General features: G+C 49.6%; 11 protein-coding genes. 9 read left to right on the forward strand and 2 right to left on the reverse strand.

Annotation, left to right across the window (positions count from 1 at the left end; genetic code table 11):
* Nucleotides 1–7 precede the first annotated feature (7 nt).
* Nucleotides 8–868, reverse strand: a complete 861-nt coding sequence (locus tag KK083_RS00960; RefSeq protein WP_254159274.1) for an LCIB family protein — start codon at nucleotides 866–868, stop codon at nucleotides 8–10.
* A 282-nt stretch (nucleotides 869–1150) separates the two neighbouring features.
* Here KK083_RS00960 and KK083_RS00965 point away from each other — a divergent pair, with 282 nt between their 5' ends.
* Nucleotides 1151–1531: a VOC family protein gene (locus KK083_RS00965; protein ID WP_254159276.1), complete on the forward strand. Its 381-nt coding sequence runs from the start codon at nucleotides 1151–1153 to the stop codon at nucleotides 1529–1531.
* Between the two features lie 79 nt (nucleotides 1532–1610).
* Here KK083_RS00965 and KK083_RS00970 read toward each other — a convergent pair whose 3' ends face one another.
* The gene (locus KK083_RS00970; RefSeq protein WP_254159278.1) at nucleotides 1611–2030 is read right to left on the reverse strand and encodes a hypothetical protein; all 420 of its coding nucleotides are present in this window, start codon (nucleotides 2028–2030) and stop codon (nucleotides 1611–1613) included.
* 256 nt (nucleotides 2031–2286) lie between these two features.
* Between KK083_RS00970 and KK083_RS00975 the strand changes: the two genes are divergently transcribed.
* The 8 genes from KK083_RS00975 (at nucleotide 2287) to KK083_RS01010 (ending at nucleotide 14814) form a co-directional block, all read left to right on the forward strand.
* Nucleotides 2287–3162 (forward strand): ParB N-terminal domain-containing protein, encoded by an 876-nt coding sequence (locus KK083_RS00975; RefSeq protein WP_254159280.1) that lies wholly within the window; start codon nucleotides 2287–2289, stop codon nucleotides 3160–3162.
* 507 nt (nucleotides 3163–3669) lie between these two features.
* Complete coding sequence (locus KK083_RS00980) at nucleotides 3670–4215, forward strand: UpxY family transcription antiterminator (RefSeq protein ID WP_254159282.1); 546 nt, start codon at nucleotides 3670–3672, stop codon at nucleotides 4213–4215.
* The gene (locus KK083_RS00985; RefSeq protein ID WP_254159284.1) at nucleotides 4203–5696 is read left to right on the forward strand and encodes a condensation domain-containing protein; all 1494 of its coding nucleotides are present in this window, start codon (nucleotides 4203–4205) and stop codon (nucleotides 5694–5696) included. Before KK083_RS00980 ends, KK083_RS00985 begins: the two co-directional genes overlap by 13 nt.
* 6 nt (nucleotides 5697–5702) lie before the next feature.
* Nucleotides 5703–6827 (forward strand): glycosyltransferase family 2 protein, encoded by a 1125-nt coding sequence (locus KK083_RS00990; RefSeq protein WP_254159292.1) that lies wholly within the window; start codon nucleotides 5703–5705, stop codon nucleotides 6825–6827.
* Nucleotides 6828–6893: 66 nt separating this feature from the next.
* Entirely contained in the window at nucleotides 6894–7274 is a 381-nt protein-coding gene (locus tag KK083_RS00995; RefSeq protein ID WP_254159294.1) for a hypothetical protein, read from the forward strand.
* 64 nt (nucleotides 7275–7338) lie between these two features.
* On the forward strand, nucleotides 7339–7617 hold the full coding sequence (locus tag KK083_RS01000; protein WP_254159296.1) for a hypothetical protein: 279 nt from the start codon (nucleotides 7339–7341) through the stop codon (nucleotides 7615–7617).
* Between the two features lie 24 nt (nucleotides 7618–7641).
* A complete protein-coding gene (locus tag KK083_RS01005) occupies nucleotides 7642–8361 on the forward strand; it encodes a thioesterase II family protein (protein WP_254159298.1) in 720 nt (239 codons plus the stop codon).
* Nucleotides 8362–8385: 24 nt separating this feature from the next.
* Nucleotides 8386–14814, forward strand: coding sequence for a non-ribosomal peptide synthetase (locus KK083_RS01010; RefSeq protein WP_254159300.1), 6429 nt, complete (start codon nucleotides 8386–8388; stop codon nucleotides 14812–14814).

Genomic DNA, 14814 nt, shown 5'->3' on the forward strand with positions numbered 1-14814 from the left:
ATCGACGTTAGTGAGACGACGTTTCGGCTTTCATATCCTGGAGATCATTCAGCCATCGTTCGTTCTCAATGTCGATGATGGCGAAATGATCGATCCACAGGTAATCGTTAAAGGCGGAATCCGTATTGATAATGACACCAACCAGTACGACACCATAGGCGAAGTCCCTCGATTTTACTTTTGATGCATAGTAGGTCATTCTTTTCTCGGCTTCGCTATGCACAATTCGCGTGAACTGCACCAGCGGTTCCTTTGCTGAAAGTATTTCGTCCTGGTGAGCCAGTGCCAACTGCTCGATGGTTTGTTCCTGGTAATCTTCTTCGGATGGTGTTGCCAGGTGAATGGTATGTTGTCTGAGCTTGTCGAGCGCGGCATGGAGTGCGCCACAACAGGTGCTGGCATGATCCTGGCCATGCCTGTGAATTTTACCCCATCCGTCGTCTGTGCTGTACCCTATGTGCGGTCCCAGAAACAGCACAGCTGTTCCGCCATGTGGAACATGATGCGCGAATGCAACAGTGCCCGTGATCCCCGTGAAGGGCAAACCGGCGAGTCCACCGAAAATAAAGGGGCCTTTGATTTCTGGATGGACGATCTTGTTCTTGGTGTTCGTAATGTCGTCCACGCAGGTTGACTGGCCCCAAAGAATGTCTTCGCTGGAAATCCCTGCACGAGCGAGCCTTGCCAGGATCGAGTCGATGGCTGTTGCATAGGGTAATGCTCCTGGAAATTCGTGCTGGATGGCTTCGTTTACTGCCGGGGGAACTGGTTTGAGACTGTCTGCCGGCGTTACATCAGCCGTTGTTGTCCTCTTGGGAGCACAGCTGATTAGAATTACCAGCAGCGGAAGCAGTGAAGAGGTTGTCATATTTTATGGTTACCCAGGTTTTATGTTTTCACCTGCCTGGCGATTGTGCATCGGACATTTGTTGCAAAGCACCGGTACTTTCTTGTAGCGCAAGACAATTGTAGCTGAAAAATCATTTTGGCGATAGTCAACTACGGTGATAAACTGTTAAACGCCGCTAAAGGTCCGTTTTGTGTTGTAAGGAAAGTCACAAAGTCCGATACGCCGGCTCGATAAATGATCGGGGAAATTCAACTATCTTGTGATCAATTCAATTTTAACAACCCGGCTAAAAAGCATACAATGAAACGCGTAACAGGACTTGGCGGCATTTTTTTCAAATGCCAGGATCCGGAAAAGATCAAACAATGGTACAAGACCCATCTCGGCTTAGACATGGACCAATACGGCGCCAAGTTTATGTGGCAGCAGGAGGGGGATCCGGGCCGTAAGGGATATACATTATGGAGTCCTTTTTCAGACAAGACCAAATATTTTGAGCCCTCATCGCGGGACTTCATGATCAATTATACAGTCGAAAACCTGGAGGCACTGGTGGCGGAGTTGAAGAAGGAAGGCGTGACGGTGCTGGATGAGATAGAAACGTATGATTACGGAAAGTTCGTTCACATCCTTGACATCGAAGGCAACAAAATTGAGTTGTGGGAGCCCATGGGTGATTAAGAGACGGGCCAGAATAAGTATCTGCAGCTTCAGCAATCATGTTGAAGCTTTGAAGCCGATCACAAGAACCCAACACGGGTCAGTTCTCAACCAGCTTAACGTTTATGGGGAAGGGCATTACACCCTCCGTGATATTCTCTTTTCTTTCCTGAGACTTGGATGAATACAGAAAAGCATTTCCATTCACTGCATAGTTGTTGCCGTCTTTCTGATTGATCAGGATCCAGTCAAGCATCAGAATATTCTGTTTTATGATCTGCCCGGAGAAGCAGGTGAAGTCGCATGTTGTCTCGGTAGAGGGACTCCATTCTATCATGAATGCGAGATTGATAACATCGGTCTCCGAAATGTAGTAGCATCCTACGCAGGGATACTCCTTCTTTGTTCCATATTCTGTCAGGGGGAGAAAGGTGCCGGTGACGCTTCCTGAGATACTGAGATTCAATACCAGATTAAAATCCACGGTGTGGAAATGCAGGTCTTCATTCAATTCGCACATTGGAAACCCTCCTTTCTATGTCAGGTTAATGAATTGAAATATAGAAAACCATACATGCATTATTTTGCGTTTTTTGTCTTTTTTATTACATTGATTTAGGCATAGTTCAACACGTTTAAGTTTTATTTAATCGTTGATTCACTCAATTGGTAGGATTTAACCGTTCGAAAATGGCGAAAACCGGACACATTATTACACGTTATTACTGTAGCCGGAGCGTTATAAATTTGAAATGCCGGTAAGCCTTACGTTAATCATGGTTGAAGGTAGCTCAATAACAGTACTGAAAGTACTTAAGGATTTCATTTTGCCCCTGTCAGCGGAAGAGTTCAATATTTTAGAGCAAAGTATATTGAGCGATGGATGCAGGGATCCCCTGATAGTATGGCAAAAACCAGACGGAACAAACATTCTGGTGGACGGCCATAACAGGTTGAAGATCTGCCAGAAGCACGGATTGCCCTATAAAATAAAGAAGCTTGGTTTTTCGGACATGGACCAGGTGAAGGACTGGATGCTTGACAACCAGATGGGCAGAAGGAACCTGACCCCTGACCAGATGAGCTATTACAGGGGCGTGAAATACCTTTCGATCAAGCAGGCGAAAGGCGGATATAAAAACATCCAATCTAAAGGTCAAAGTGGACTTTCGACGTCGGAGGTGCTGGCCGGGCAGTTTAAGGTCAGTGAGAGCACCATCAAACGCGATGCGAAATTTGCCGAGGGTGTGGAGATCATCGGAAAAAGCAATCCCAGTCTGAAATTGCAGATCCTCTCCGGTGAGTCTAAAATTAAAAAAGCCGACATCCGCATTCTAACGGAGCATAAAGAATCCGATAAGCTTACTTTCAGGAATGAAGCAGACCTTTTTAACAAGGCCAAACGGATCAGGGATGAGATCCTCGACGAGGTGGAGCAAGACGTTAAACGAATCAAAGCCCAGAAAATAACAAAAGCGCAGGAGACTCTCAAGAGTCTGGAACCGGCATTTCTGAATAAGGAAGACAGGATGAAAAAAATAAAAGCGTCGATTGTAAGTGTTATCAACAGAGCCATCAACGATAAAGATGTCACGGCGATCAAGGAATTGAAAAAACTTATCGAGCGATTAGAGGGTGAGTTGTTTGATTAACGTCTGTTTTTGACGATCGACGTCAATAAAAAAATATTCGCCGGAGGTTCATCGTGTTTCGCTGCGTTTTTTCGAAACCATATCTTGTTCGGAAAATTCTTTTTTTCTAAGTTTGACTACGTTCATGCGCAACGCCATCGCATATGCCTACAGTTAGCATGTGCGCAACCCCACCAGATGGCTGTAGCCGTGAATGTTGACCAAAGTATTTTCCAGAATTCCCGATCTCGGAAAAGTAATTCATCAAGGTATTTAAGTCGGTTGTGACTTATCATTAGCGAAGCTCTATCTGGCGCAATGCATGTTGCCCAGACCAGCCCCGCCGTGCTTCTATTCGTATAAGTTGCGTCGACGAAAATCATTTTAGCCAGGTGCATTTGCCGTCGCCACACCGCCCCACAGTTGTGACGAGCAATACTCACTACCGGACCAGCAACGGCTGGCCTGGTGAACAATGAATTACAGGTTCACATTTTTCAGCTGTCAGGCGCTTATTCATTTCTTTATATGGAAAAAATGTTTGACCCTCAATGGTATGTTGTGTACACCATGCCAAAATCAGAAAAAAAGGTGGCCGAAAGTATCAACGGAATGGGCATCGAGTCATACCTGCCCATGCACAAAGTGATCAGGCAGTGGAGTGACAGGAAGAAAAAATTGGAGGTGCCGCTGTTTCCCAGCTATGTATTTGTAAAGGTTAACGAAACCAAGCGGGTATCCCTTTTTTCAATCAAGGAGCTGATAAAATTCGTCTCGATAGAAAAGAAACCCGTTGTTGTTCGCGAAAAAGAGATCATGAACATAAAGAAGGTGCTGAGCGAAGATGTGCAGGTGGCCACCGAAGAATATTTTCAGGAAGGCATGAGGGTGAGGATCGGATACGGGCAGTTTGTTGGAATGGAGGGTGTGATTGTTAAAAAGAATAACAGCACCCGGTTAGTGGTCAAAATAGATGGACTCATGAAAGCCTTTTCATTTAATATAGCGAGCCATGTGGTGGAGGCTGTTACGTCACTACAGTCCAGCCCGGAGGAACTTGAATGGAAGAACTGATCTCCAGATTGAAACGTTCCGGGGTGACCATACGGGTCATCGAAAATAACCTCAAGCTGCAATTGCCTCAGGGATTTGCGGACCAGCGGATCATTGACGAGGTGAGGACTCACAAGGAAGAGTTGATCACGTACATTCAAACCGTGCTTCTTTCCGAACCAGGCCTCGCTTCAGAGGAAACAAGCTCAGACAATATCAGGATCCCGCCACAGGCTGAATATCCCGCCACGGAGCGCCAGCACTCTGAGTGGGAGTATACGCTGAACACGAAAAACTATTCCGGTAATATTTCATGCTCCTTTATATTCGATACGCTCGATTATGAAATATTAAAGCAGTCGGTTCTTGCATTGATGAAACAGCATGAGGGTTTGCGGACAACATTTTCATATTCCGGTAACACGCTCACGCAGGTGATCCATGATCATCATAAATTCAAGCTTCCCATAGCGCTCATCGATTTCTCGTCAGAAATGCCCGATGCGGATGCGCTGAGCGAGAACTATGAATCATTTGTCAGTGCCAGGCTGGATCTTTGCACCGGTCCACCCTTCAAAGTGGTGGTGGCGAAAATGCGCGACAGACAATATGTGCTGGTGCTCGTGATCGCGCATATCATTGCTGACGATCTGTCGCTGGAGATCCTCAAGAAAGATTTCATCCATTGTTACGAAAATTTTTCCAAAGGGCGTGCTCCGCAGTTGCCGGTATTGGATTTTCAGATGAAAGAGTTCGCGCTTTGGGAAAAGACGTTTAACGCTTCGAAGACCGGATCGCAGAACCTGGCATACTGGAAGCGTGAGCTTGTAGCCGGGATTGGGGAACTGCCCATTATAAAAAGTGGAACGGAAGACAATGCTGCGATCCATCAGTTCTTTCTGGATGCCGGCAGGTTGCATAAGATCAAAAGCAAATACGATAACGAGTCGTTGTTTTTCATCGCGTGCCTTTACCTGTGGCTTTATGTTACTTTTCAGCAATCGCAGTTTGTCCTGGGGATGCCTTTTTTGTGCCGTGATCGGGAAAAGCTGGAAGGTGTGGTTGGTTATTTGATCTCGGGCATCTACCTGAAAGTGTCGATAAAGGAAAATGATACGTTCAGTACCCTGTTCGATACGGTTGTTCAACAGTACACCCAGGCGTTGTCACACCGGTACTATGCGAGAAGGGCGCTCGATTTTAATGCTGATCCGTATTGTGTTGCCTATTATAACAATGTAACACACATCAGGAAGGATGAAATGTTTGACGTCAGGAATCTGAAAACGACCGGGGCTGCGCACACGCCTTTTTACCCGGTCAGGTTCGATATCAGCCATTTCACCAATGGTTGGCTGGTGTCATGCCATTACCGGAGATCCGTGCTCGATAAGGAGCTCGATTTCAGTGCGATCGATCAATTCATGCAGATCGTTGACAAAACGCTGGAGGCACCGGATTCGCCACTCCACGTTTCATGGTCTGCTGTCAGAAAGCGATAACAGAAGATGGATTCTTTAGAAAAACAGCCAGCCGCGATACACTGGTATGGCGATGCTCCTGATGGGAAGAAGCCCGCCGCGCTTCTCATTCCCCAGTATAACGAAAGCTCTAATGGCACCGATTTCCGATCGAGACTGGCTTACTTCAGTGCTATCGCAAAACAGTTTCACCAAACGCTGGACGTGGTGGTGATCGACGATGGATCGACAGATGACAGCCTCGCCCAGATCAAGTCTTTCAAGGACCGTAACCCGGACTCATTTTTTGTTTCCATGATCACACCGAACGCCAACAAGGTGGGCGCGTTATACAAGACCATACTGGCGCTTTCGCACGAGTTTGTGATCCTGTCGGATTTTGATACCGAGATTCACGGGTTGGACTTATTCTTCAGCAATTTGTCGGTTTTGCGAAACGACAGCCTGATGGGATGTTATTTCAGGATGCTGCCCTTTGAAGGAAATGGAAGCGTTTTCCTGTTCCAGCAGCTCGAATATTCCATGTCAAGAACGTGTTATAAGTTCCATCGCAGCGAACAAAGCGTTCCGGTGATGCCGGGGGCAGGCTGCTGTTACAAGAGAAAGACCCTGGAGGATATTTACAAGCGGCACAGCGGCCTTCGAAGTGGTGAAGACCGGGAGGCTACGTTGCTCGGGCTCAAGCTCGGATACAAGACGTTTTACTTCGAGAATATCCTGACGCTCACCAAACCGCCTTCAACCTTCCGGTCGCTCATCAAGCAACGGGTACGCTGGAACCTGGGGTATATCGAGACCTTTCATAAGGAGAGACGATATTACTTCCATCAGATCAGGAAATTCAGCACCATCGGCATCCGAACGATCGCAGACTTTTTGCGGGTTAATTTTGTGCTGCTGTTTCCATTCATTATGCTGATAGGCGTTTTTGCGAATGTGCAGCTGCTGCTGATCTACCTGGGATTGGTTTATTGTTCGTCACTTTTTTTATCGGTGAATGCTTTGCTCATCGCCCCGCGCGAATCGTATGAATTCAGGAACCGACGCATGTACTCCATTTTATATTATCCGCTATTCAAGATATCACTCGACTGTATCGCCTGGAGTCTCGCACTCATTTCTTTCGCCAGGCGACGCGATCACAAATCGTGACACTGCGCGATCTGAAATTCCGCCCGGATATTACCTTATTGTAGCCGTACCTAAATTATCATTACCATGGAAAGTATAAGCACACTTGTTACGTTCGAGATCTGGCACAGGGCGTATAACCTGAAGGGAAAAGATAACCTCGATGAAGTCCCTGCCGAAAAAGCGGTGTTCGGCATTTTTGGGATCGTTGACGAAGCTCCGGTCAACTGCAGGTATGTAGCTGAAACCGACAACCTGAGAGAAGCGGTAAAAATGCTTTTTGAAAAGCCGGAGGGTACAGGCTTGCTGAAGTTCATGCAGGGCCCCTGGATCAAGATGCTGGTGTTCGAGATTATCCCGGGCGCCTCACCCGACGAGACGCAGACCGTGCTCAGAGAATGGCGTGACCGGTATCATCCACAGATCGATGATGAAGGTGAGTATCCCGGCTATTATGATAATGCCTGACGAGGCCAGTAACCTATTGGTTTTACGAATGATCAGCTTACGAGAACAGTAAAATTCACACACTATGAGAATTGGAAACGTACCAGAGATCAACGCGGTGAAGCAGCACCTGGATCAGTTAAAAGAGCAGCGCCTGGTTAAGGAATGGGAAATTCCCTACGAAGGCATTCTGACCAGGCTGACGGCGGCCATCTTTTTTTTAACACCTACTGAAGATTCGAGGCTCGAAGAAATATGGAAGGAGTTAAGCCGGCATAAGATGTTTCAATACCGGCAGAACGAGGAAAAAAAACTCTCACGCCTGGAATGGAGGGTGGAGTTCAACAAGGGTTTTGAGCTTTAACAGTGAAGCGCACCTTTTTGCAGCATGAATAAGATCACGCTATTCTGTTTTCCCTATGCGGGCGGATCGGCCATGGTGTATAACCCATGGGTAGCGCATCTCGATCGCAGTGTCAGATTGCGACCGGTGGAACTGGCAGGAAGGGGAACCCGTATGCATGAACCGCTTTACAAGGACATACCCGCCGCGGTAATGGATATTTACAAGCTGATCGCTAACGAGATCGATCGTATGCCCTATGCGCTTTTCGGCCACAGCATGGGGTGCCTCATCACCTATGAGCTGGCCCAATTTCTTCGCGAAAGAGGGAAGCCGCAGCCCGCACATATTTTCTTTTCAGGTAAAGGCGCTCCCCATATCAAGCGTGACGACGAAAAAATGTTTCACCTGATGAGTGACGAGCGCTTCAGGGATGAGGTTCTCAAGCTGGGCGGAACACCACCGGAATTTTTCGATCACCCAGAGCTTTTGGACTTGTTTCTGCCCGTGTTGAAGAACGATTTCAGGATAACGGAAACGGCAATCCGCCGCAGCGACGTGCGCCCCCTGGAAAGCAGCATCACTGTTTTTTTGGGGAAATACGATGATCTTGATGATGACGAATGCCAGGGATGGAAGGAGCATACGCAACAAACCTGTAACATCCGGTATTTCGACGGCGGACATTTCTTTCTGCACGATCATACGCAGCAGATCGTGCAACATATCAACCACATCCTTCAGCCGAAGGTTTACAGTTTTTAGCATATCATAACCAGTTACCGATTCATGCAACCTGCCAATCTTATCGAGGCGCTTGAGGCAGTGAGATATTCTCATGCGGGCATCACTTTTTTGAAAGAAGGCAACCGCGAAGAATTTCTCCCGTATGATACCTTGTATCATCGCGCCCTGAATGCGTTGTCATACCTGCAGCAAAAAGGCATCTCCCCCAAAGACGAAGTTGTATTCCAGATCGACGACCTCAGTACTTTTCTCGTTCTTTTTTGGGGATGCGTTCTCGGAAATATGATACCGGTGCCACTGGCGACAGGCCGCACAGACGACCACGTGCAGAAGTTGTTCAATGTATGGCCCGTGTTGGATAACGCGTACCTGGTGGCGCAGGCCGATGCGCTGCAGAAGCTCGGTGAGTTCGCCAGCCGGCGTGGCTACGGAACAACCTACGCGGCAATTGTTGACCGTGTGATCGATGTGGAAGCGGTGCTGGCGTCCACCAGTCAGGGGAATATCCATCCCGTCAAGGAAGATGACATCGCGTTCATACAGTTCTCTTCCGGATCAACAGGCGCACCCAAGGGTGTGGTGCTCACCCATAAGAACCTGCTGACGAACATGACGGCCATCAGCCGTGCCGCGGGGTATTCGGCGACTGACTCCATGATCAGCTGGATGCCGCTGACGCACGACATGGGCCTGATCGGTTTTCACCTCAATCCGCTGCTCTGCGGAATGAATCAATACCTTATTCCCACCAGTCTCTTTGTCAGAAGACCGGCGTTGTGGCTGGACAAAGCCAGTGAGTACGGCATCAGCATTCTGTGCTCTCCTAATTTCGGGTACAAGTACCTCTTAAAACACTGTGCGACTGCTGATGAGTATTCCTGGGACCTGTCGCGTGTAAGAATACTATATAACGGAGCCGAGCCAGTATCCGACACGTTGTGCCATGAGTTCATGCAGCGGTTTGGGCAGTACGGACTAAGAAGCAGCGCGATGTGCCCTGTATACGGGCTGGCGGAAGCAAGCCTGGCTGTTACGATCTCCGGTATTGAAGATGAAGTGATATCGGTTCACCTGGATCGAAACCAGCTGATGGTAGGGGGCAAAGTATCGGAGAACGCAAGCCGTGACCAGTCCGTTTCATTTGTGAATGTTGGAAAACCCATCGATCACTGCCAGGTAAGGATCACGGATGAGAACAATGCCGAAGTTGGTGATGATACGATCGGCCACATACAAATCAAAGGCAACAACGTTACCTCCGGGTACTATAATAACGAAGCCGAGACCGATAATGCCATTGGCCGCGATGGCTGGCTGCGCACCGGCGACCTGGGCTTTTTCAGGCATAACACATTGTATGTTACCGGAAGGGCCAAGGACATCTTTTTTGTCAACGGCCAGAATTATTACCCTCACGACATTGAGCGTATAGCCGAAACGATAGAAGGTGTGGAGCTTAACAAGGTTGTGGTGGCTGGTTTTTTCAATGCAGCAACGGGAAGAGACGAAATTGTGGCGTTTGTTTTCCACAGGGCTTCCCTGGAGACGTTTGTGCCGATAGCCAATGCGCTGCGATCAGTCGTTAACCTTCGGGCAGGGCTCGAGATCGACCGTGTGGTACCGGTAAAAGATATTCCACGAACCACCAGTGGAAAACTTCAGCGATTCAAATTACTGGAGCAATACAGGGAAGGTTATTTCAAGGATGCAATAGAAGCATTGGAGCCGATGCTGACTGGTGAACCGGATGCAAAGGCATTTGATCGAGGTGACAAGCTTTCGTCAACCGAAGAACGGCTCCTCGCGATCTGGAAAGAAGTTTTGAAGACTGACACCGTTACCCTGACGGACAGATTTTTTGAGATCGGCGGAAATTCCCTGAAGGCAGCGGAAGCCGGCATGATGGTGCAGCGGCAGCTGGGTGTCGATCTTCCCTTTGAAGTGTTGTATACCAACCAAACCATCGCTGCGCTGGCGAAAGAGATCGATGCGCGGGAAAGCGTGATGCAGAAGCCGGTGCCCGTCATTGAGAAGGCGGCGCACTATGCTTTGTCCTCGGCACAAAGACGACTCTATTACCTGTGGGCGGCCGACAAGTCTTCCACCGGTTACAATATTCCGGTAGCCTTCCGGATCTCCGGCGTTGTGGATGCGCGCCGCCTCGAACAGGCGATCAGGGCCGTGATCAGGCGCCACGATTCCCTGAGAACAACCTTTCGCGCAGGAGCGGAGCCCCGCTTCATCGTGCACGACAGCACCCGATTTTTCCTGGAAACCCAGCCGTGCACTCAAAGTGATCTCCATGTGCAGCTGAAAGCGCTGGTTCAACCCTTTGACCTGGGTGGCCCTTTGTTCAGGGCGCGTCTGCTGACGATCAGTCCCGCGGAGCACGTGTTGTTTTTTGATTTTCATCACATCATTGCTGATGGGTTATCCATCGGGTATTTCCTCGATGAGCTGCTTCAATGCTATGCCGGCAAAACACTTCCCGAGCAGCGTGTGCAGTATAAGGACTACACTGCGTGGGAGCGAAGCGAGGTGACAAAACAATCGCAGGCGCTGAAGCGCTACTGGCAACATTATCTGCATGGGCTTCCCGTACTGGAAATGCCACTGGATTTTACCAGGCCGGCGGTATGGAGTACAGAAGGTGGAAAGGTTGCGTTTAACCTTGACAAACAAATCACGGAAAGACTGCGGCGATTGGCGGAGACCCATCAGTGCACATTCCAGGTTTTGCTCCTGGCAGTCTATCATGTGCTCTTGTCGAAATACACAGCGCAGGAAGATATCGTCATCGGCATCCCGGTCTCAGGTCGCAGGCATGCAGACCTTCTGCGTGTGCAGGGCATGTTCGTCAATAACCTCGCGATCAGAACGCCCGCACGGGCAGACCAGACTTTTACGGAATACATGAAGGCCGTTAAGCAAAACGTCATTGCGGCCCTCGACCACCAGGATCTTGCCTTCGAAGATATTGTGCCGCTGGTGCAGACGGCGAGAGACGTTAGCAGGAACGTTGTATTCGACACGATGTTCAATTATCAGAACATGGACATGCCGGCAGTACCCGGTTGTGGATTTTCAGTGCAGCCGTATTTTTTCGATCCGGGCATTTCCAAATTCGATCTTTCACTGGAGGTGTTTGATAACAGCGACCGCCCGCAATTTGCATTCGAATATTCAACCCATCTTTTTCAGAGCGCTACCATCGACAGGCTGGTCGGCCATTTCACTAACCTGGTGCTTGACGTGCTGAACGACCCTTCACAAAGGTTGTGTGATCTGTCGCTGCTGAAGGCGCATGATCATCAAAAGTTAATATTCACATTCAATGCCACAGAACGGAGTTATCCGTTGCATAAAACAGTGCACCAGTTGTTCGAGGAGCAGGCCAGGTCTGCTCCGGACAGGATAGCCATTGAATTCGGGGATGACAGGATCACGTACGGGCAACTGAACGCGCAGGCAAACGACCTGGCGGTGCACCTCCGCGAGCAGGGCTTGCTGCCCAACGGCATTGCTGCCATTCTGCTCAGGCGGTCTCCGAAACTGGTGATCAGCTTGCTGGCGGTGCTGAAGGCGGGAGGCTGCTATTTGCCGGTCGACCCTGATCTGCCCGCCGAGCGCATTGACTTTCTCATTGCCGACAGCCGTTGCCAATTGATCATCGCCGGTAAAAATTTTCAGGGCGCACTTTCTCCCATGTTCGATATCCCGGTAGTTGATACCGATGTGCAGCCCCTGGCATCACAGGGATTCTCGCTGGCCAGTACCACCAATGCCAGCGACCTGGCATACATCATTTATACTTCTGGTACTACCGGATCGCCCAAAGGTGTTATGATCGGGCATCGCTCACTGACCAATTATAGCTGCTGGGCGGCGGAGCACTACTGCAAGGGTGAGCAGGTTGCTTTTCCCTTGTTCACGTCCATCTCTTTTGACCTGACCGTTACCTCGATCTTCACGCCGCTCATTACGGGCAACAGGATCGTGATCTATGAAGAGTCGGAACGGAACCTTGCACTGGCGGATGTTATCTCCGATAATAAGTGTGATGTGATCAAACTGACACCGTCACATCTCCGGCTGCTCGCAGAAGGACAATGGCCATTCTCTGAGATAAGGGTTAAACGATTTATCGTTGGTGGCGAGCAATTGGAGACCAGCCTTGCCCGGAAGATCTTCGATGCGTTTCAGGGCAAGGTGGAAATATATAATGAATACGGACCTACCGAGGCAACGGTAGGGTGTATGATCCACCGGTTCGATCCTGAGGAAGAACGGATCGCTGTGCCCATCGGCGTGCCGGCCGCCAACACCCGGATCTATGTGCTGGATAAATTCCTGAAGCCGGTTCCGGAAGGCGTCAGCGGTGAGCTTTATATTGCAGGAGATGGATTGGCGAAGGGATACCTGAATCAGGAGTCGCTCACCAACGCCAGGTTCGTTCCTGACCCTTTCGTACAGGAACAAAAGATGTATAAGACCGGCGATCTTGCCAGGATACTTCCGGAAGGATACATCGAATTTATCGGGCGTGCCGACCTGCAGGTAAAGATCAATGGACATCGCATCGAGCTTCAGGAGATCGAGCGTCACCTTGTGGGCTATCCGGGAATTACCACGGCCCTGGTGACCGTCAACGTAAATAAAAAAGGCGAGAAGAATTTATACGCCTACTATCAGCGTACAGAGCCTGTCGACGAGACCGTCATTCAGCACTACCTCACGAGGCGCCTGCCGTATTATATGATTCCCCTGCGCTTTACACACATCGCTGAGATCCCCCTTACGCAGAACGGAAAGATCGCTTATGACCTTTTACCAGCACCTGCGGAGCGGGTGGCCGAAACCACAAGGCATGATGATACAATGGAAGCATTGATGGTGAAGATCTGGGGAGATGTGTTGGGCGAAGAACGGATCTCGCGTAGTGACAATTTCTTTGAGCTCGGCGGAGATTCTATCAAGGCGGTGCAGGTTGTCTCGCGGCTGGCCGATCATCAGATACACCTGCCTGTAAAAGATATTCTCACGTATCAAAGCATCGGGCAGATCCTGCTTCATGCACGCGTGGCGCATGTAAGCAAGCACTATACGCAAGGATTGGTGGAAGGAGCGCGGGCGCTGACACCGATTGAAACCTGGTTTGCCTGCCAGCCATTCAATAAACCAGGTTACTACAACCAATCCATCCTGCTTACACTGAACAGAAAAACAGACCCACGGCTTTTGAACGAAGCGTTTAAATACCTCGTGAGGCAGCATGACGGGTTGAGGATGAATTATGACTCTGACCGCAGGGTAGTATTCTTCAACCCGCAGCACCTGAACGGGTTCACCGTTGAAGAGTACCATGCCGGCTCCGGTGGAAGCATTGACAGTGTGACAGAAGCCTGCGAGAAAGTCAAAAGCGGTTTTGATCTGGCCTCCGGCACGCTGCTGAAGGCTGCGTTGATCCGGCGGCAAGACGCCCATGATCTGTTGCTGATCACCGCGCACCACCTGGTGGTGGATGGCGTTTCCTGGAGGATCCTGCTGGAAGACCTGCATTTCTTTTATCATTCACTTGAAAAAGGAGAGACCGTGGGTAATCTGAGAAAAACGGCATCGTTGATCGACTGGCAGCGGGCTCTTTCCGCGCTTGCCGCTGACCGGAACCTGGATGCGGAGACGGATTACTGGCAGGAGGTTGAGCAGGTGCCATTTACCATTCCGTGTGATCATGAGACTACTGATTGGACCGAAATGTATTCCGATACATTGTCGGTGACTACCACACGCGAGCATACAGCCTCCCTGTTGCGTCAGAAGGGGAAGCAGCATCAATCAGACGTACCGGTACTGCTGACCGCGGCCCTGGCCCAAACGCTGAAGCGCTGGACGGGATCAAGCCATCTTGTGATCGAAATGGAGAACCACGGACGCCACCTTGAAGACACAGACGTTTCCAGAACGGTGGGTTGGTTCACTGCCCTGTATCCTGTAGCCATTCGGTTGCCAGAGGGGCCTGTTGATGACCAGCTAAGATCCGTCAGGGAACAGCTGCACGCCATTCCGAACCATGGACTGGGTTATGGCTTGCGTAAATACCCGCCGGTAAGACACCTGCCTTCGCGGATCGCCGAAGTGAGATTGAACTACCTTGGCCAGTTCGGTCGCGAGCTGCACAATGAGCTTTTTTCGATCAGTGATATTCCGCATGGACGGGAAAGCGATCCCGCCAATGTTATGACCGCAAAACTCGAGATCAACGCCATGGTTATTAGAGAGCACCTGAACCTGAGCATCAAGTATAACCGGCGTGCCCATAACGCCACAACCATCCGGTGGTTTGCCGCCGCGTTTTCCGACTGCCTGGCCGGTATTCTGGTGAGCAAAGATAAAAGTGATGACGCCCTTGTTGCATCAGATTTTGATGCTGTAGGCCTTGACGAAAAAACGTTCAATGCATTGTTCAGCTGA

It is taken from the genome of Chryseosolibacter histidinae (assembly GCF_018598225.1).
Taxonomy (GTDB): domain Bacteria; phylum Bacteroidota; class Bacteroidia; order Cytophagales; family Cyclobacteriaceae; genus Chryseosolibacter; species Chryseosolibacter histidini.

Bases quoted from the DNA above. Each gene is read 5' to 3' on its own strand.
- KK083_RS00960 (WP_254159274.1), bottom strand. From the start codon at position 868: ATGACAACCTCTTCACTGCTTCCGCTGCTGGTAATTCTAATCAGCTGT.
- KK083_RS00965 (WP_254159276.1), top strand. From the start codon at position 1,151: ATGAAACGCGTAACAGGACTTGGCGGCATTTTTTTCAAATGCCAGGAT.
- KK083_RS00970 (WP_254159278.1), bottom strand. From the start codon at position 2,030: ATGTGCGAATTGAATGAAGACCTGCATTTCCACACCGTGGATTTTAAT.
- KK083_RS00975 (WP_254159280.1), top strand. From the start codon at position 2,287: ATGGTTGAAGGTAGCTCAATAACAGTACTGAAAGTACTTAAGGATTTC.
- KK083_RS00980 (WP_254159282.1), top strand. From the start codon at position 3,670: ATGGAAAAAATGTTTGACCCTCAATGGTATGTTGTGTACACCATGCCA.
- KK083_RS00985 (WP_254159284.1), top strand. From the start codon at position 4,203: ATGGAAGAACTGATCTCCAGATTGAAACGTTCCGGGGTGACCATACGG.
- KK083_RS00990 (WP_254159292.1), top strand. From the start codon at position 5,703: ATGGATTCTTTAGAAAAACAGCCAGCCGCGATACACTGGTATGGCGAT.
- KK083_RS00995 (WP_254159294.1), top strand. From the start codon at position 6,894: ATGGAAAGTATAAGCACACTTGTTACGTTCGAGATCTGGCACAGGGCG.
- KK083_RS01000 (WP_254159296.1), top strand. From the start codon at position 7,339: ATGAGAATTGGAAACGTACCAGAGATCAACGCGGTGAAGCAGCACCTG.
- KK083_RS01005 (WP_254159298.1), top strand. From the start codon at position 7,642: ATGAATAAGATCACGCTATTCTGTTTTCCCTATGCGGGCGGATCGGCC.
- KK083_RS01010 (WP_254159300.1), top strand. From the start codon at position 8,386: ATGCAACCTGCCAATCTTATCGAGGCGCTTGAGGCAGTGAGATATTCT.